Raw genomic sequence first — 15714 nt, 5'->3', positions numbered from 1 at the left:
CCCGGCCTCCCATCTCCTGGTAGAGGGCGGCTTCGCTGATGACTGCCCAGAAGACGGGTGGCTCGTTCTTCTCGAAGATGCGCTGACGTGCCAGGCGAGCGGAGATGCGGTCGTCGAGGTCGGTCCTGTCCAGCGCGCCCAGCACCGCACTTGCGTACGCCCTGGTCTGAAGGAGTCCGTGCACCAGGTGCGTGTGAAAGGTACACAGCGCGACTGCCCGCATCTCCAGCTCCGCCACCTGCTGGAACCAGGCCGGAAGCCGACTGCGCAGCACCAGTTCGACCAGCCGCGAGAACAAGCCGTCCGTCCCCAGCGCCGCATCCGCCCGCTCACTGAACTCCGGCGTCGGAACCTTGCGGGCCGTCTCGATCTGGCCCACCAGGGAGCCGGTGTAGTTGAGGATGTCCCCCAACTGCCGCTGCGTCAGTCCGGCGGCCTCCCGGCGCCTGCGCAACTCGAAGCCGTAGTAGTCGAGCGGGGACGCACCCGGGTCCAGGGCGTTGATATGGGTCACGGCAGAAGCCCCTCTCACGCAACTCAGCCCACAATGGGACTGGTTGTATCCGTTCCGTAGCCGAGGGTAGTCACCGCACGTCAGCCTCGTACCGTGAACGAATACATTCCCGCCCAGTACACGATGCGCCTCACCGTCGGCTCGCACGCCCCCCGGCACATCCGCCGTATCGTCCGCTCCTTCCTCGAAGAGTGGCGCATGCCCGAGCTGTCGGACGCCGTGGAGCTGGGCGTGACGGAGCTGCTCGCCAACGTCGTGCGGCACGTCCCGGACCGCCGCTGCGCCCTGCTGTTGCTGCGGCAGCGCACCGGCGTACGGGTGGAGGTCACGGACGGCAGTGACGAACTGCCGCGCACACCGGACTCGCTGGACACGGACGCCGAGAACGGGCGGGGGCTGCTCCTGCTCGACGCGATGGCCGACAAGTGGGGCGTGTCACTGTGGTCCGGGGGCGGGAAGACCGTGTGGTTCGAGTGCGGAACAGAGGGTCTCCGACGGTGCGGCCGGCCGCGGTGACGCCGAGAGGCCGCACAGACGTCCTCGACGTCGAGCAGGCCCCGTGCCGGGTCAGCGCGGGGTCCGCGCCGTGCACGCCCACGGCAGCCGGGAGATCAGCCAGCCGTCGCCCAGCGGGGCTCCCTCGGCGGTGAGCAGGATTCCCGAGCGGGCCCGTACGGCATCCGTCAGTGCCGTACCGCGCAGTGCCGGAGCCTCGGACAGTGCCTGCGCGAGTGCCGTGACGGCGGCTCTGACCCGGCGTGCCGCGCACATCTGGGGGTGGACGGCCCACACCTCACGGTCCGATGCCGCGTGGCGCAGCTGAGCGAAGGAGACCAGCCCGCAGTCCGTCGGGGTGAGGACGGGACCCGCGCCCTGTGCGTAGCGCGCGAACCGGTCCTGTGGTGCCAGCACCGCCAGCGCGCCGCCGGGGCCCGGCGCGAGCCCCGCCCGCCCGGCCTCCTCGCCGACCGCGAGCCCGAGCGCCGCCCAGCCGGGCTCCTCGTCCTGGGCGACGGCGAGCGCGTCCACCCCCAGGGCCAGTGCTCCATCGACGATCCGGCGGGCCAGCACGTCCCCGTCGGGTGCCCAGCTCAGTGCGGGCGCCCCGGCCCGTACGAAGGGCAGCAGACAGGGCAGCCCCGCGGCCTGGTACACCGGCAGGGCTCGGCGGGCCCGTTCGGCGTCGGCGTGCCCGACGACCGCCGCGTAACCGGCAGCGGCGACGGTACGGGCGACCTCCGGCGCCTCGTCGTACACATCCCACTCGGCGGCGTCCGGGCGGGCCGCTCTGACCCGTTCCAGATGTCCGAGAAGGGCCGCTCCCCAGTCCGTACGCGGACCGGTCAGCGGTGCGACGACGGCGACTCTCGGTCCGGCCATCGGCTCATCCCCAGATCAGCGAGTCGCTGCTCGCGGCCACGGCCTCGGTGCCGTTCGTCGTGATGCTCGGCGCGCCACCGAGGACGAGGGCCGTGGCGAGCACCGCGAGCAGGCCACGGAGCAGGTGAGAAGCAGCAGACATGAGGGTCCCCCTGATTTGTCGTCCGGAAGGTCGTCGTTTCGACGGTCGTCGCGTGTGTGGTCAGCGGCGAACGCCGGGGATCCAGCATGTTGCGGCGCGGCCGTTCGCGGCTATGGCGAGGGGAGTTCCGGGACCGGCCATGGCCAGGGGCGGACGACGGCCGGGGCACGGCGTGGGGCCTCTGGCTGTCCGTATAGCGGATGGCGGCTTTTCCGATGGACGGAACCGTTTCTAAGATCCCCGACGGAGCGTCAGGGGGACGGCGCTCGTGAATCAGCAGGGGGACGATTCCACATGGACGCACGCGCACGAGCACAGGAGCTCTACCGGCTCGCTCTCGACAACGCGGCCTGGCGCCCGGAGACTCTCACCGAGAACCGCGGCTGGAGCGGGACGGAACTCGCCGAGGCACTCAGGCTGCTCGGCGAACTCGGCCTGTTCGTACCGTCCTCGGACAACCGCAACGGCTGGACGGCGCTCACCCCGGACACCGCGCTGCGCAAGCTGCTCCTCGACGAGGAACAGCACACGAACGCCCTGCTGACCACTGTCCGGCAGACACGCTCCTCGCTCGCCCGGGTCCTGGCGGACTTCCAGCCGGTACACGCCCGTGACCTGGCCTCCGCGCAGATGGAGGTGGTGCATGGTGTGGCCAACGTGTCGGCGGTCCTGGAGGACGCCTCGCGGCGGGCGGAAGAGGAGGTCCTCTCGCTGCACCCCGGCCGCGCGCTGCCCGCCGGGATGGTCGAGGCGGGACTCGAACGCGACCGGATCGTGTTGGGCCGCGGCGTACAGATGCGTACGATCCATCTGAGCGCGGCGGCCGCCGCTCCGCACATGACGGCCTATCTGCGGCGGCTGAACGGCGCGGGCGCCCAGGTCCGCACCGCGCACACCCTGCCGCTGCGGCTGATCGTGGTGGACCACTCGCTGGCGATCGTGCCCGCGTCCCAGACATCCGACGGCGAGATCGCCGCCGTCGTGCTGCGCGGCGAGACGCTGGTCGGGGTGTTCCGGGGAATCTTCGAGCACTGCTGGGCCAGTGCCTCCGTGCTGACCGAGTCCGCGACCGACAGCCCCGAGGGCGACTGGCACCCGACCGGCCGCCACCGCGAGCTGGTGCGGATGCTCGGGGGCGGACTCACCGACGAGGCGATGGCCCGCAAGCTCGGGGTCTCCGAGCGCACGGTCCGCCGCCTGGTCTCCGAACTGACCGAACGGCTAGGAACGGCCAGCCGTTTCCAGGCCGGTGTCTGTGCCGTCCGGCTCGGCTGGCTGGACGACTGACGTCTGCCGCGCGGCGGCCGCGCTACGGCCCCATGCCGTGCCCGCGAGCACGAGGAGCGCGCCCAGCAGCCCCAGCCATCCGGGCCGGTCCCCGGCGAGTGCGATTCCGAAGACGGCGGCCCACACCGGCTCGGTGCCGAGCAGCAGGCTGACCCGGGAGGGCGATGTCCGGCGCACGGCCCACATCTGCACGAAGAACGCGAACAAGGTGCAGAACGCCGACAGGTAGAGCAGTCCGAGCCAGTCCCCGGTGTCGAACTCCGCCGCGGCCGCCCACGGGGTGCTGCCGGTCCCGGGCGCCGCGAACAACAGCGCGAACACCACGACCGAGCCGCCCAGTTGAACCGTGGTCATCGACAGCGCATCCGCACCCTGCACCGACCGCATGCGCGACATCGCCAGGACGTGCACGGTACGAGCCACGGCCGCGCCGAGCATCAGCAGATCACCGAGGGACGGTGCGCTGAACCCGGCGCCCTGGGTGAGGAGGAGAACGCCCAGCACCGAGAGCCCCGCGGCCGCGGCGAACGACCGGGAGGGCCGGGTGCCGGTGAGCCGGCTCTCCGCGAGCGGCGTGAAGATCATGGTGAGGCTGATGATGAGCCCGGCGTTGGTCGCAGAGGTGTGCACGACGCCGTACGTCTCCAGGAGGAAGATCCCGGACAGGATCAGCCCGAGGACGCCGGCGCCCCGTATCTGTGCCCCGTCGAGCGCCCGCAGCTTGCGCCACCCGGTGACGACCAGGACCGGCAGCACCACCCCGAACCGCAGGACGAGCACGGCCAGGACGGTCTGGGTCGTGGTGATGTCCTTGGCGGCGAGATAACTGGAGCCCCACACCACCGCGACCAGCAGGACGGGAAGATCGGTCAGCCAGGCGCGGCGGGCCGCGTTGACGGTCATGGGGACTCCTAGGGCGGCGGACGATGAGGTGAGGGGGCTGGAGCGGCGGCTCAGCGCGCGGTGTAGGCGATCACCAGGACGTCGCGGTGAGCGGCGAGTTCGGGGTCCACCGGTCGCACCGGGGTCACCGAGTGCAGCGTGCGGCGGTCGTCGCCCAGCAGCAGGTCCCCGGGCTCGGACAGAGTAACCGTGAGCAGGTGCTCACCCTCGTCGGAGTAGACGCCGCTCTCCCCGCCGGTGACATTGCTGCGGCCGATCAGCAGCGAGGTGATGAAGGTGACGCCGTCACGGTGCCGGCCCTCGGGCGCCGGCTGGCCCTGCTGGTCCGTGGAGGCGCTGATGCGGTACGGGTGCAGTTTCACGTTCCACGACGCGGTGCCGTCGACGGCGGTGAAGATCCGGCCGAGTTCGACGAGGACGGAACGCAGCAGCGGGTCACCGGCGAAGGACTCGGTCAGCGGGTCGAATACGCGCTCGACGCCGCCGTTGAGCGGATTGATGTCCGACTCCTGACGGTACGGCGTGTGCGGAAGCAGGGTGAGTTCGCCCTCGGCCGGGTCGAGCTCGAACTGTCCGTAGCGACGGAACCGGTATGTGCCTCCGTCGGCCATGTACGTGTCGAGGGTGAGCTCGTCCCAGTGGGCGGCGAAGCGCGCCCAGTCGGCGGAGCCGACACCGGCCAGCGCGGAGAGCTGCGCGGCGGACATCAGATGACCGCCGGGCCCGGCAAGGGCGTTGACGGCATCGACGGCGGCCGGGTGATGGATGGCGGCAGTGGTCATGACGTACTCCATGAGAGGAGAGAGGACGAGGGGATGAGGGGATGAGGGGATGAGGGGACGAGGCGGGAGGAGGAGATGAGGAGAGGGGCGGGAGGGAACACTCAGACGCTGGCGAGAACGGGCTCCGCCACAGGGGCGAACGGCGCCGACTCCGCGCTGATCGCCCGCTCCTCCCACTCCTCCCGGTCACGCAGGTACAGCGGTGATCCGACGGAGATGGAGCGCGTGTCGGCGCCACCGGTGCGCAGCCGCCAGGTCACGGACCCGGTGGTGCGGGCGGCGCAGGCGTCGATGAACACCTGGGCCGCGAGCCGCAGTTCGCCGAACCAGCGGCCTTCGAGGGCCTCCCGCGTCCAGACCTGTTCCAGATGCCGCTTCTCACGGATGAGTTCGGCGTCCAGGCAGGCGCTCTCGATGTGCCGGTAGCTGCTGAGCAGGAGCCAGGCGGCGGGCATCTCGCGGATTTCGAGGACCTTCTCGCCGTGATCGAGGTGCTCCAGGCCGGAGTAGCGGCCGAGTCCGTACGCGCCGACCCTCCGGTTGAGCCGCTCGACCAGTCCGGTCAGCGGCAGCGGTTCGCCGTCGAGCGCGACGGGCAGCCCGTGTTCGAAGGTGACGGTCAGGGTGTCGGTGTCACCGGGGCGGGCGGTCGGCCGGCTCCAGGTGTACATCTCTTCGGGGACCTCGTGGAACTCGGGGTCGTCGAGGATGCCCGACTCGAACTCGCGGCACCACAGATTGGAGTCGCCGCTGACGATCCGCCCGGCGAGCAGATCGATGCCGGCGGAGCGCAGTTCGACGAGCTTTTCGTCGCGAGTGACGGGATCCAGATCGTACGGGCTGCCGAACGCACCCTCGTAACCGAGCAGCCCCAGCGCCCCGTTGAGGCGGCGCAGGGTGTTCTGGGAGCGGTTGGCGGTGTGCAGCACGGCCTGCGCTCCGAGCGCACGGGCCAGTCCGACCGCACTGTGGGCGATCAGTGGGCGGCTCAGCGTGGAGCTGACGGGGTGGACACCGAGGTAGACGGCCTGAGCGGCGATCGCGGGAGCCACGTACCGATCGGCGAACTCGGCACGCCGGTCGAGGATGTGGATCGTCGCGCCGAGCGCTTCGGCCACCTGGCGTTTGTAGGTACTGGACTCGTCCTCGCCGATGTCGACGCTCACGGCGTGCACTTCTCGGATGCCCATCCGTCGCAGCCGCAGCAGCAGATACGAACTGTCGAGTCCGCCGCTGAACAGGGTCACGACGGGGCGGTCCGGGTCCAGGGAGCCGAGCTGCGAGAAGGAGCGTATGAGCGGGGAACGCATGGCCTTTTCAACCTCTGCACTGATCACAGGGGGAAAGACTTCCGTGCCGGGACGCACCCGACAACGGATTCCGGCGTCCGTGCCCGGCCATGACCGGTCCCGGAAACGACGCCGGGTGCCGGCCGGCCGCAACGGCCCCGGACGAGGAGTCCGGGGGGCCGAATGGAGTGCCCTCCCCGGAAGAAGCCCCTCAGGTGCGTCAGCCGACGGAACTGGTCGAGCGGCCGGTGCTCGGATCCGCCGCCCGGGACGCCCGGCGCACGGCGGTGGCCGCCCTGGGCCCGGACAGCAGGTACGTCAACGCGAAGCCGGCGGCGACCACCACCGCTCCCCCGGCCGCGTCGAGCACCCAGTGATTGGCCGTCGCGACGATCGAGGAGGCCGTGAACAGCGGATGCAGCAGGCCGAGCGCCTTCATCCACCACCGCCGCGCCAGGACGGCGATCACGATGCCGCACCACAGCGCCCAGCCGAAGTGCAGGGACGGCATGGCCGCGTACTGGTTGGTCAGGTGCGTGAGCGTGCCGTAGTCGGGCCGGGAGAAGTCCTGGGTGCCGTGCACGGTGTCGATGAAGCCGAGCCCCGGCATCAGGCGGGGCGGGGCGAGGGGGTACAGCCAGAAACCGGCCAGGGCCAGCAGGGTGGCGAAGCCGAGGGCGGAGCGGGCCCAGCGGTAGTCGCCGGGGCGGCGCAGGTAGAGGACCGCGAGGACGGTGAGCGGCACGACGAAGTGGAACGACGTGTAGTAGTGGTCGAGGAATTCCCGCAGCCAGTCGATCCTGGCGACGGTGTGGTTGACCCAGTGCTCGATGTCGAGGCGCAGGGCGCGCTCCAGGCGGTAGATCTGCGCGCCGTGCTCCTCGGCCTCGGCGCGCCCGGCCGAGTTGCTGCCGCCGGTGGCGGCGAGGCGGACCTCGGAGTAGGCGGCGTAGGTGACGCGGAGGAGGAGCAGTTCCAGGAGCAGGCTGGGCCGGGTGAGGGCCCGGCGCAGGAACGGCATCAGCGGCACGTGCCGGAAGCGGGCCGGGACGGCGGGGGCGTACGCGACCGGCAGCGGCGAGCGGTGGTACGGCGAGGCGCGGGGCAGGAACGGCACGGCCGTGGCGGCGGCGAGTGCGGTCAGCAGGACGGCGTTGTCGCGCAGTGGGCGGAGGGCGTCCATGTCCGGCAGCAGCATCGTGGCCGGGAGGGTCATGACCAGGACGACGGTGACCGGCCACACGTACCGGTGGGAGGCGCGTCTGCCGACCCGGCCGACGGCCGCGAGCAGCAGCCACAGCAGCTGGTGCTGCCAGGCCGTGGGCGAGACGACGAGCGCGGCGCAGCCGGTGATCGCGACGGCGAGCAGCAGCCGGCCGTCGCGGAAGCAGCGCACGGCCCGGCGCAGGGCCAGCACGGCGACGGCCGCGCCGAGCACCAGGAAGAGGGCGACCTCCGGGGGGCCGTTCAGGCCGAGCCGGAGCAGGGCGCCGTGCAGGGACTGGTTGGCGAGGGCGTCGGCGGGGCCGCCGAGGCCGACGCCCGCCATGTGGTGGACCCAGTAGCGGGAGGAGTCGTGCGGCATCACCGCCCCGGCCAGGCCGGTGCAGACGGTGAAGGTGACGCCGGTGCTGAGCGCGGCCCGCCTGCGGCCGGTGCACCACAGCAGGGGCGTGAACAGCAGCAGGGTGGGCTGGAGCGCCGCCGCGAGGCCGATGAGCAGGCCGCCGGCGCGCTGGCCGTGCGCGACGAAGCAGCCGAGCAGGACGAGCAGGACCGGGATGACGCTGGTCTGCCCGAGCCACAGGGTGGTGCGGACGGGCAGGGACAGCATGAGCAGGCTGATGGCGACGGGGGCGGCCAGCAGGGCGGTGCGGCGGCTGACCGGCCGGGGCAGGGCGCGGGCGGCGATCAGGCCGAGGGCGACGACGAGCAGCAGGGTGCCGAACGTCCAGCCCCAGCCGAGGGCCTGTTCGGCCGAACGGGTGAGGGGCTTGAGGACGAGGCCGCCGAAGGGGGTGCCCGTGAAGCGGGTGGAGTCGTAGAGCGAGCCGTTGACGTGCAGCACGCCGTCCGGGCCGACCCAGGTCTCCAGGTCCGTCAGCCGCTCACCGCGCGGGGTGGCGAGGACGAGGGCCGGCTGCCGGGCGGCGAGGAGGGCGGCGATCAGCCACAGGCCCAGGCGGATGACGCGCAGGCGCGTGCGGGCATCCCCGGCGGCCGTCGCTCCGAGGGCCTTCGCCGGTCGTCCGCTGTGATCCGCATTCGCCACGCCTTGTCGGCCTCCCACACCAGTTCATCCCATATATCTCGAATGTGGGAATTCTCCTGCGCACCCTATGGGGAGTGCGCGCCCTCGGGGAAGAAGGCGCGGCAACGGCGGATTCACCGCACCGTCACCTCGTGCGGAAGCGAGAAGGATCACATGAAGATCGGCGGGAACCGCCGTGTCCGGGGCAGAAGAACCAGCACAGCCACGGTTTACGTGCAGCGTGCAACGAACGGCATACCGCACGTGAGCGGAGCAAATCCGCCTATCGTCGCTTTTTCGGCCCGTACGACAGCGCCGCCGCGCGGGACCGCGTCCCTGTCCCCGTCGAAAGGTAGGCGAGCGAGTCTTGTCGACTGCCTCAGTCGTCGCCCCCGCGTCCCTCGGCAAGAGCCGCACCGCGAAGACCCCCGACCCCACCGTCACCGACCCCGCGCTGGTCAAGCGCGCCGTGAAGGCGGCCGCGCTCGGCAACGCGATGGAATGGTTCGACTTCGGCGTCTACAGCTACATCGCGGTCACCCTGGGCAAGGTCTTCTTCCCCTCCGGCAACCCCACCGCCCAGCTGCTGTCCACCTTCGGCGCCTTCGCCGCGGCCTTCCTGGTCCGCCCCCTCGGCGGCATGGTCTTCGGCCCGCTCGGCGACCGCGTCGGCCGCCAGAAGGTCCTCGCCCTCACCATGATCATGATGGCGGCGGGCACCTTCGCGATCGGCCTGATCCCGTCGTACGCGACGATCGGGGTCGGCGCGCCGATCCTGCTGCTGGTGGCCCGGCTCGTGCAGGGCTTCTCCACCGGCGGCGAGTACGCGGGCGCCTCCACGTTCATCGCCGAGTACTCCCCCGACAAGCGGCGCGGCTTCCTCGGCAGCTGGCTGGAGTTCGGCACGCTCGCCGGTTACATCGGCGGCGCGGGCCTGGTCACGATCATGACCACCCTGCTCTCCGCCGACGACCTGACCTCCTGGGGCTGGCGCATCCCGTTCCTGATCGCGGGCCCGATGGGCCTCATCGGCCTCTACCTGCGGCTGCGCCTGGAGGAGACCCCGGCGTTCGCGGCGGAGGCGGAGAAGGCCGAGAACAACCGTCCGAAGACGCCGCTGCGCGAGATGGTCACCGGCCAGTGGCGCGCGCTGCTGCTCTGCGTCGGCCTGGTGCTGGTCTTCAACGTCACCGACTACATGCTGCTGTCGTACATGCCGAGCTACCTGACCGGTCAGCTCCACTACGACGAGACGCACGGTCTGCTGGTGGTGCTCGGCGTGATGGCCGTGATGATGGTCGTCCAGCCGTTCGCCGGTGCGCTGACCGACCGCGTCGGCCGCCGCCCGGTGATCGCCGCCGGCTGCGCGGGCTTCCTGCTGCTGTCCGTCCCGGCCCTGCTGCTGATCCGCCAGGGCAGCCTGCTCGCCGTCGCGCTCGGCATGGGCGCTCTCGGAATGCTGCTGGTCTGCTTCACCTCGGCGATGCCCTCCGCGCTGCCGGCGCTGTTCCCGACGAAGGTCCGCTACGGCTCGCTGTCGATCGGCTTCAACGTCTCCGTGTCCCTGTTCGGCGGCACGACCCCGCTGGTGGTCACGGCCCTGATCGGCGCGACCGGGAACATGATGATGCCCGCGTACTACATGATGGGCGCGGCCGTGATCGGCGGTTTCGCGGTGTGGCGCATGGCGGAGTCGGCGGGGCGTCCGCTGCCCGGCTCGGCGCCCTCGGTAGCCGGCCGACACGCCGAGTGAAATCCCGCTGACAGCGACCCGCGCACCAACTATGTTCGTCAGCGCCAGTAGTTAGGGATGCTAACTATGCTGACGAAAGGTAGAGGCGCATGAGCGAGTCGCACGTCTGGGACGAGGTCGACGCCTACTTCACCGCCCACCTCGCCCCGGACGACGAAGCCCTGGCGGCCGCCCTGCGGGACAGCGACGCCGCCGGGCTTCCGCACATCAACGTCGCCGGGAACCAGGGCAAGCTGCTCCAGCTCCTCGCCCAGATCCAGGGCGCCCGGCACATCCTGGAGATCGGCACGCTCGGCGGCTACAGCACCATCTGGCTGGGCCGCGCCCTGCCCGCCGACGGGCGCCTGGTCTCCCTGGAGTACGACCCCCGGCACGCCGAGGTCGCCGTGCGCAACATCGCCCGCGCGGGCCTGGACAAGCTCGTCGAGGTCCGGGTGGGCCCGGCCCTGGAGTCGCTGCCCAAGCTGGCCGACGAGAACCCGCCGCCGTTCGACCTGGTCTTCATCGACGCCGACAAGGCCAACAACCCGCACTACGTGGAGTGGGCGGTCCGCCTCACCCGGACGGGCAGCCTGATCGTCCTCGACAACGTCGTACGCGGCGGCCGGGTCGTCGACGCGGACAGCACCGCGCCGGACGTGACGGGCACCCGCGGCGCGATCGAGCTGATCGCCGGCCATCCGAGGCTGAGCGGCACCGCGATCCAGACGGTCGGCATGAAGGGCTACGACGGATTCGCCCTGGCACGCGTGCTGGCGTGAGGCCCTGCCGTCACACGGTGCCAGGCCCCTCCGTCACAGGGGGTGAGGCCCTGCCGTCACGCCGTGTGCGGGCCCGTCCTCACGCCTCGTGGTAGAAGCCCACGTTGACGCTGCGCGGGGCCGTGCGGTCCTGGACGATGATCTCGCCGCTGCCGCCCCTGGGCAGCGGGACGGTGCCGCCGTAGGCCAGGGGCTGGACGTACTCCCCCATCGTCAGCCGCACCTCGGAGGACGGGTCGGGCTGGGAGCCGCGCAGCCAGGTGACCTGCCAGGTCCCCTCCGGCCCGCACAGGAACTCCAGGTGGACGCGGGAGACGAACAGCCAGTCGTCCGGCGTGCTCAGGCGGCACACCGATCTGTCGCGGCCCACCCGCAGCACCGCGCCCGGCTCGCTGGGCGCTTCGGCCATGAGCATCCCGGCCGTGGCGCCCGCCTCCGCCTCCGCGACGGTGGCCATGGTGAGTTCGAGCACGTGCGCTCCTTCTGAGACGTCCTGGGCGGGGCTGCCAGGCACTTGGCCCGCCGAATGATAGAACGCCAGGCCGCGCGGTGTCCGGCACAATGGCCTCATGACCGAGCGAAAGCCACCAGGCGTCGACTTCGAGTCGTGGGTCGACCGGCAGATCCGTGACGCGGAGGCGCGCGGGGAGTTCGACCGGCTGCCCGGAGCGGGCGAACCGCTCCCCCGCGACGTCGAGAGCACCTACGACGAACTGTGGTGGGTGAAGCGGAAGATGGCCCGCGAGGGCTTCTCCGTCCTCCCGCCGACGCTGGCGCTGCGCAAGGAGGCGGAGGACGCGCTCGAGGCCGCGCTCGCGGCCCCCTCGGAGCGGATCGTGCGGAAGATCATCGGCGAGATCAACGACAAGGTCCGCGAGATGATGTTCAAGCCGCCGCCCGGCCCCCCGCTGGGAAAGAAGCCGTACGACGTCGAGGACGTCGTACGGCAGTGGCGGGAGCGCCGGGCGGAGAGGTGACCGGAGCGGTCACCCCGGCTCACACGTGCAGCAGCCGTTCGGCCAGCTCGCGATAGTCCTTCAGGGCCAGCCGGAGCTGCTCGGTGTCGGCGGACGACGCGGAGCCGCCTTGGCCGCCCTCGACGGACTGCCAGGAGTGGCGCAGTGTGCGCCGGCGCTCGGTCACGGCCTCGGTGAAGCGGGCCGCTATCTCCTCCAGCACGTGGTCGGCCTCCTCGACGGCGGCCCGGGGCCCGTCGACGAACCCGGCGACGGCGTGCTGCAACCGCGAGCCCAGCTTGTCCGAATCGTCGGCTGCGAGGAGGTGGGCCCGGTTCTTGGCGGCGCCCACCTTGTCGGGGCCGGTGCCGTAGGAGTCACCACCGGGTGTGCCGGAGCCGTGCCGGCCCGTGCCGGGCACATCGGTGCCGTGCGTCACGGCGCGGTCGGCGTCGGTGCCGTGCGTCACGGCGCGGTCGGCGTCGGTGCCGTGCGTGGTTCCGCGGCCGGCGCCGGTGTCGTGTGTGACACCGCGATCCGTCGCGCCGCCGTGCGTCGTGACGTCGCGGTCCGTCTCCGGGCCTCGGGAGATGCCGGGTGCGGCCGGGCCGCGGCCGGTGCCCGGCGTGCTCTCGCCACGGGCGTCCGGGCCGGTCGGCGTGTGGTCGCCGGGCGGGCGGGTCATGTCGGTCATCTGCCTCAACTCTCCTTCGCCTGACGTCGGTTCATCGCCCACGGCATGTGTCCGCCGCGGGCCGGGGCCTTGCGTCCGCCGTTCAGCCCGGCACGCTCGTGCCCGTCGTGCCGGGTCTCCTCGTGACGTCCGGCGGTGTGGCCGCCGTCGTGGCGGGCCGGCTTCACCAGTTCCTCGAACAGGGCGCGGGCCGCCACCATGGCCTCCCGCATGTCTTCCGTACCCTGGCCGCCGTCACGGGCGTCCTCGGCGCGCAGATGCGCGGCGCGGTGCACGCGCCGGTAGCCGTCGACGTGGTGGGCGTGGTGCACGGACAGCGCGGCCAGCTGTTCCTCGTACTGCCCGCCGCCCGGGAAGCCCCGGACACCGGCGACTTCGGCGAGCAGCCGGTCCGCCTCGGCGACAGCATCGCGCGGCGAGTCGACGAACCGCTCCTGGGCGGCCGTCCAGCGCGCCTCGTACTGCTCGCGCTGCGCCGGCTCGAGCGACCGCAGGCTCAGGTCGCCGTGGCGCTGCACGCGCTCGGTCAGCTCGCGCTCGGCCGCTTTGGTGTCCCCGTCGTGCCGGGCGACGGCGCGGTCGTACTCGGGTCCGAAGCGCCGCTTCAGGTTCGGGCCACGCCGGGGCCCGCGGGCGCGCAGGGTCATGACGGCCGCGATGATGACGACGACCGCCGCGATCACGATCAGAGCAATGATCAGGCCAGTGGACATGGATGCCTTCCGGGTTCTCGGCCCAACCGGCTCTCCTCGCGAGCCGGTTCGTCCGTCGGGTTGCCCCAAAGCCCGCCCCCAAACGGCGCCCGGGCGCAACCGGGGCGCGCACCTGTGGCCGGAACTATTCCGTTGCGTGTCCGCCGGGGCGCCTGTGCACCATGCGGTTCATGACCTGGACCGTGACCCCGGAACCGTACGACTCCCCCGTCGCCGCCGCTCTCTGGCGGGCCTACTACACCGAGGTCAGCGACCGCTGGTACCTGCTGCACGAGGGGCGCCGGACCGACCCGGCCGAGCTGGAGCGGGAGATCGCCGCCCAGCCGGGTGCCGAACTCACGCCGCCACGGGGACGGTTGCTGATCGCCCGGTACGGCGGTGAGCCGGCCGGAAGCGCGGGCGTACGGCTCCTGGACGGCGCGGCCGCCGAGCTCACCCGGGTGTTCCTGCACGCGTCGATGCGCGGCCGCGGCGGCGCCCCGCTCCTGGTCGGGGCCGCCGAGGACGCCGCCCGCGCCCTGGGGGCCACCCGGATGATCCTCGACACCCGCCGCGATCTCGTCGAGGCCCGCGGCCTCTACGCCCGCCTCGGCTACCGGGAGACCGCGCCGCACAACGACGACCCCTACGCCGACCACTGGTTCAGCAAGGACCTGGCCTGACCTCAGAAGCCTTCCGCATTTCGAACGTGATCCGGCACACCAATCTGGCGCGTCGCCCCGGACGGCTCCGTCGTCGAGCTCGGGCCGACCTCACCGACGTACACCTGCCGGATCAGCCACCTCTCTGTCCGCCCGGGACGCGGCGCCCGAGCCGGGCCCGAACCCCCTGACGATCAGCCACCCGGCCAGCCCCAGCTCCCAGGCGAACACCGGGAGCGCGGCGGCCGACCCCGCCACGGAGAGCTGCGCGTAGGCCCCGAACATCACGGCGACGGCCGAGGCGCAGATCAGCGGTCCGCCGACCAGCCCGAGCACGGCGAGGAAGCGCGGCACGAGCCGTGCGCGGTACGCCAGGTAGGCAAGCAGGACGGTGTTCAGGCCGAGGGCGATGTTGGGCCCGAGCAGGAACGTCCAGTCGTGCACGGCCACCAGCGCGACGTCGGCGCCTTCCGCAGCCCCCGCGTCCCGCCGCAGGGTGACGAGCGCCAGGACGGAGACGATCCCGAGGGCGATGACGGCCGCCTCCAGCAGCCGCCCGAAGGCGTACCCGAGCGCGAGCCCCTCGCCGTGGCGCCGCAGAACGGGGAACAGCACCGCCCCGGTACCGGCCACCGCCACCACCAGCACCACCTCGCAGAGCACCCCGAGCAGCGCCCGCGTGTCGGCGCCCTGCGCGAGCCGGCCGTCCGCCGCTCCCAGCAGGGGGCGGTACAGAACGGCCCCGGCTATCGCGGCGGCCTCGGTCAGCAGGAACAGCGACCCGGCGGCCACCGCGGTTCTCCGGTCCGGACTCATCTTCTCGGTACTCCTCACTCGGGTGGTGTACGCCGTACACCTCGCGGCCAACATAGGTGTACGACGTACACTCGTCAAGGAGAGGGCACTGTCAGGAGGGAAAGGGCCGAACCGCAATGACCCGGCAAGAAGCCATACACACGCATCGGATTCCCCTGAACAGGGACCGTGTCCTGCGCGCCGCCGTCGCGCTCGCCGACGCCATCGGCATCGAGGCGCTCAGCATGCGCAGGCTCGCGCAGGAGCTGGACGTCGTGCCGATGGCCCTCTACAAACACGTGGCCAACAAGGAGGAGCTGCTCGACGGCATGGTCGACGCCGTGGTCGGCGAGATCGACCCGCCGGCCGCGGGCCCCGACTGGCAGAGCGTGGTCCGCGGGCGGATCCTCTCGGCCCGGCGGGTCCTGCTGCGCCACCCCTGGGCGGCCCGGGTCATCGAGTCGCGGACCGGCCCCACCCCGGCCGTGCTGTCGTACCTGGACTCGATGGCCGGGAGCTTCCGGGACGGCGGCCTCTCCGCCGACCTTACGCACCACGTCATGCACGCGATGGGCAGCCGCCTGCTCGGCTTCAGCCAGGAACTGTTCGACACCTCGGGCCCCCCCGGGCCGCCGGAGCCCGGGCTGGCGGCGCGCTACCCGCACATCGCGGAGCTGGCCGCGACGGCCGCACACGACGGGAGTGCCACGGTCGGTGGCTGCGACGACCAGTTCGAGTTCGAATTCGCCCTGGACCTCCTCCTGGACGGCTTCGAAAGCCTCCGCCGCGAAGGCTGGACGTCCGCGCGAAAGGCGTAGCGGCTGCGGGGGGAGGGGGGCTGATCTCGCGTCGA

Annotated in this window: 18 protein-coding genes; 7 read left to right on the top strand and 11 right to left on the bottom strand. The window is 71.9% G+C overall.

Annotation, left to right across the window (positions count from 1 at the left end; translation table 11 throughout):
* A partial coding sequence (locus AC0665_RS08370; RefSeq protein WP_478704639.1) for a Scr1 family TA system antitoxin-like transcriptional regulator occupies positions 1–532 on the bottom strand: 532 nt, incomplete at its 3' end.
* A 75-nt stretch (positions 533–607) separates the two neighbouring features.
* On the opposite strand from AC0665_RS08370, the gene AC0665_RS08365 reads away from it, so the two are divergent.
* Positions 608–1030 (top strand): ATP-binding protein, encoded by a 423-nt coding sequence (locus AC0665_RS08365; protein ID WP_478507664.1) that lies wholly within the window; start codon positions 608–610, stop codon positions 1028–1030.
* A gap of 51 nt (positions 1031–1081) precedes the next feature.
* On the opposite strand, the gene AC0665_RS08360 is transcribed toward AC0665_RS08365, so the two are convergent.
* A complete protein-coding gene (locus AC0665_RS08360) occupies positions 1082–1894 on the bottom strand; it encodes a hypothetical protein (RefSeq protein WP_478602557.1) in 813 nt (270 codons plus the stop codon).
* A 4-nt stretch (positions 1895–1898) separates the two neighbouring features.
* Positions 1899–2036 (bottom strand): hypothetical protein, encoded by a 138-nt coding sequence (locus AC0665_RS08355; protein ID WP_468413411.1) that lies wholly within the window; start codon positions 2034–2036, stop codon positions 1899–1901.
* Between the two features lie 294 nt (positions 2037–2330).
* Here AC0665_RS08355 and AC0665_RS08350 point away from each other — a divergent pair, with 294 nt between their 5' ends.
* Positions 2331–3323 carry a helix-turn-helix transcriptional regulator gene (locus tag AC0665_RS08350; RefSeq protein WP_478507666.1) on the top strand — a complete coding sequence of 331 codons (993 nt, stop codon included), beginning with the start codon at positions 2331–2333 and terminating at the stop codon, positions 3321–3323.
* Here AC0665_RS08350 and AC0665_RS08345 read toward each other — a convergent pair.
* The 4 genes from AC0665_RS08345 to AC0665_RS08330 form a co-directional block, all read right to left on the bottom strand.
* Complete coding sequence (locus AC0665_RS08345; RefSeq protein WP_478704638.1) at positions 3258–4226, bottom strand: DMT family transporter; 969 nt, start codon at positions 4224–4226, stop codon at positions 3258–3260. The genes AC0665_RS08350 and AC0665_RS08345 overlap by 66 nt on opposite strands.
* Positions 4227–4276: 50 nt before the next feature.
* Positions 4277–5008, bottom strand: a complete 732-nt coding sequence (locus AC0665_RS08340; protein ID WP_478704637.1) for a 2OG-Fe dioxygenase family protein — start codon at positions 5006–5008, stop codon at positions 4277–4279.
* A gap of 101 nt (positions 5009–5109) precedes the next feature.
* Entirely contained in the window at positions 5110–6318 is a 1209-nt protein-coding gene (locus AC0665_RS08335) for an argininosuccinate synthase-related protein (RefSeq protein ID WP_478704636.1), read from the bottom strand.
* A 199-nt stretch (positions 6319–6517) separates the two neighbouring features.
* Positions 6518–8569 carry a bifunctional glycosyltransferase 87/phosphatase PAP2 family protein gene (locus tag AC0665_RS08330; protein ID WP_478704635.1) on the bottom strand — a complete coding sequence of 684 codons (2052 nt, stop codon included), beginning with the start codon at positions 8567–8569 and terminating at the stop codon, positions 6518–6520.
* A 346-nt stretch (positions 8570–8915) separates the two neighbouring features.
* On the opposite strand from AC0665_RS08330, the gene proP reads away from it, so the two are divergent.
* Both proP and AC0665_RS08320 read left to right on the top strand, forming a co-directional pair.
* Positions 8916–10301, top strand: coding sequence for a glycine betaine/L-proline transporter ProP (gene proP, locus AC0665_RS08325; RefSeq protein ID WP_478507672.1), 1386 nt, complete (start codon positions 8916–8918; stop codon positions 10299–10301).
* Positions 10302–10390: 89 nt separating this feature from the next.
* Complete coding sequence (locus tag AC0665_RS08320; protein WP_468413399.1) at positions 10391–11062, top strand: O-methyltransferase; 672 nt, start codon at positions 10391–10393, stop codon at positions 11060–11062.
* A gap of 79 nt (positions 11063–11141) precedes the next feature.
* Here the strand turns inward: AC0665_RS08320 and AC0665_RS08315 are convergent, their stop codons facing one another.
* Positions 11142–11534, bottom strand: coding sequence for a hypothetical protein (locus tag AC0665_RS08315; RefSeq protein WP_366053042.1), 393 nt, complete (start codon positions 11532–11534; stop codon positions 11142–11144).
* 97 nt (positions 11535–11631) lie between these two features.
* On the opposite strand from AC0665_RS08315, the gene AC0665_RS08310 reads away from it, so the two are divergent.
* Complete coding sequence (locus tag AC0665_RS08310; protein WP_468413397.1) at positions 11632–12039, top strand: DnaJ family domain-containing protein; 408 nt, start codon at positions 11632–11634, stop codon at positions 12037–12039.
* 19 nt (positions 12040–12058) lie between these two features.
* Here AC0665_RS08310 and AC0665_RS08305 read toward each other — a convergent pair whose 3' ends face one another.
* Positions 12059–12712, bottom strand: coding sequence for a hypothetical protein (locus tag AC0665_RS08305; RefSeq protein WP_478704634.1), 654 nt, complete (start codon positions 12710–12712; stop codon positions 12059–12061).
* Between the two features lie 5 nt (positions 12713–12717).
* Positions 12718–13425, bottom strand: coding sequence for a hypothetical protein (locus AC0665_RS08300; RefSeq protein WP_468638108.1), 708 nt, complete (start codon positions 13423–13425; stop codon positions 12718–12720).
* A gap of 170 nt (positions 13426–13595) precedes the next feature.
* Here AC0665_RS08300 and AC0665_RS08295 point away from each other — a divergent pair, with 170 nt between their 5' ends.
* Entirely contained in the window at positions 13596–14087 is a 492-nt protein-coding gene (locus AC0665_RS08295) for a GNAT family N-acetyltransferase (RefSeq protein WP_478602542.1), read from the top strand.
* 90 nt (positions 14088–14177) lie between these two features.
* Here the strand turns inward: AC0665_RS08295 and AC0665_RS08290 are convergent, their stop codons facing one another.
* Positions 14178–14882: a DUF4386 domain-containing protein gene (locus AC0665_RS08290; RefSeq protein ID WP_478602540.1), complete on the bottom strand. Its 705-nt coding sequence runs from the start codon at positions 14880–14882 to the stop codon at positions 14178–14180.
* Positions 14883–14998: 116 nt separating this feature from the next.
* Here AC0665_RS08290 and AC0665_RS08285 point away from each other — a divergent pair, with 116 nt between their 5' ends.
* Complete coding sequence (locus AC0665_RS08285) at positions 14999–15679, top strand: TetR/AcrR family transcriptional regulator C-terminal domain-containing protein (RefSeq protein ID WP_468638111.1); 681 nt, start codon at positions 14999–15001, stop codon at positions 15677–15679.
* Positions 15680–15714: the final 35 nt, after the last annotated feature.

This window comes from Streptomyces sp. NPDC043685, assembly GCF_056436585.1.
Note: the sequence above shows the minus strand (reverse complement) of the source record. Positions and strands in the feature narration are given on the sequence as shown.

Excerpts from the sequence above, each read along its gene's own strand:
- AC0665_RS08295 (WP_478602542.1), top strand. The coding sequence starts at position 13,596 with ATGACCTGGACCGTGACCCCGGAACCGTACGACTCCCCCGTCGCCGCC.
- AC0665_RS08345 (WP_478704638.1), bottom strand. The coding sequence starts at position 4,226 with ATGACCGTCAACGCGGCCCGCCGCGCCTGGCTGACCGATCTTCCCGTC.
- AC0665_RS08320 (WP_468413399.1), top strand. The coding sequence starts at position 10,391 with ATGAGCGAGTCGCACGTCTGGGACGAGGTCGACGCCTACTTCACCGCC.
- AC0665_RS08300 (WP_468638108.1), bottom strand. The coding sequence starts at position 13,425 with ATGTCCACTGGCCTGATCATTGCTCTGATCGTGATCGCGGCGGTCGTC.
- AC0665_RS08310 (WP_468413397.1), top strand. The coding sequence starts at position 11,632 with ATGACCGAGCGAAAGCCACCAGGCGTCGACTTCGAGTCGTGGGTCGAC.
- AC0665_RS08285 (WP_468638111.1), top strand. The coding sequence starts at position 14,999 with ATGACCCGGCAAGAAGCCATACACACGCATCGGATTCCCCTGAACAGG.
- AC0665_RS08355 (WP_468413411.1), bottom strand. The coding sequence starts at position 2,036 with ATGTCTGCTGCTTCTCACCTGCTCCGTGGCCTGCTCGCGGTGCTCGCC.
- AC0665_RS08335 (WP_478704636.1), bottom strand. The coding sequence starts at position 6,318 with ATGCGTTCCCCGCTCATACGCTCCTTCTCGCAGCTCGGCTCCCTGGAC.
- AC0665_RS08305 (WP_478704634.1), bottom strand. The coding sequence starts at position 12,712 with ATGACCGACATGACCCGCCCGCCCGGCGACCACACGCCGACCGGCCCG.
- AC0665_RS08350 (WP_478507666.1), top strand. The coding sequence starts at position 2,331 with ATGGACGCACGCGCACGAGCACAGGAGCTCTACCGGCTCGCTCTCGAC.
- AC0665_RS08360 (WP_478602557.1), bottom strand. The coding sequence starts at position 1,894 with ATGGCCGGACCGAGAGTCGCCGTCGTCGCACCGCTGACCGGTCCGCGT.
- AC0665_RS08290 (WP_478602540.1), bottom strand. The coding sequence starts at position 14,882 with ATGAGTCCGGACCGGAGAACCGCGGTGGCCGCCGGGTCGCTGTTCCTG.
- AC0665_RS08340 (WP_478704637.1), bottom strand. The coding sequence starts at position 5,008 with ATGACCACTGCCGCCATCCATCACCCGGCCGCCGTCGATGCCGTCAAC.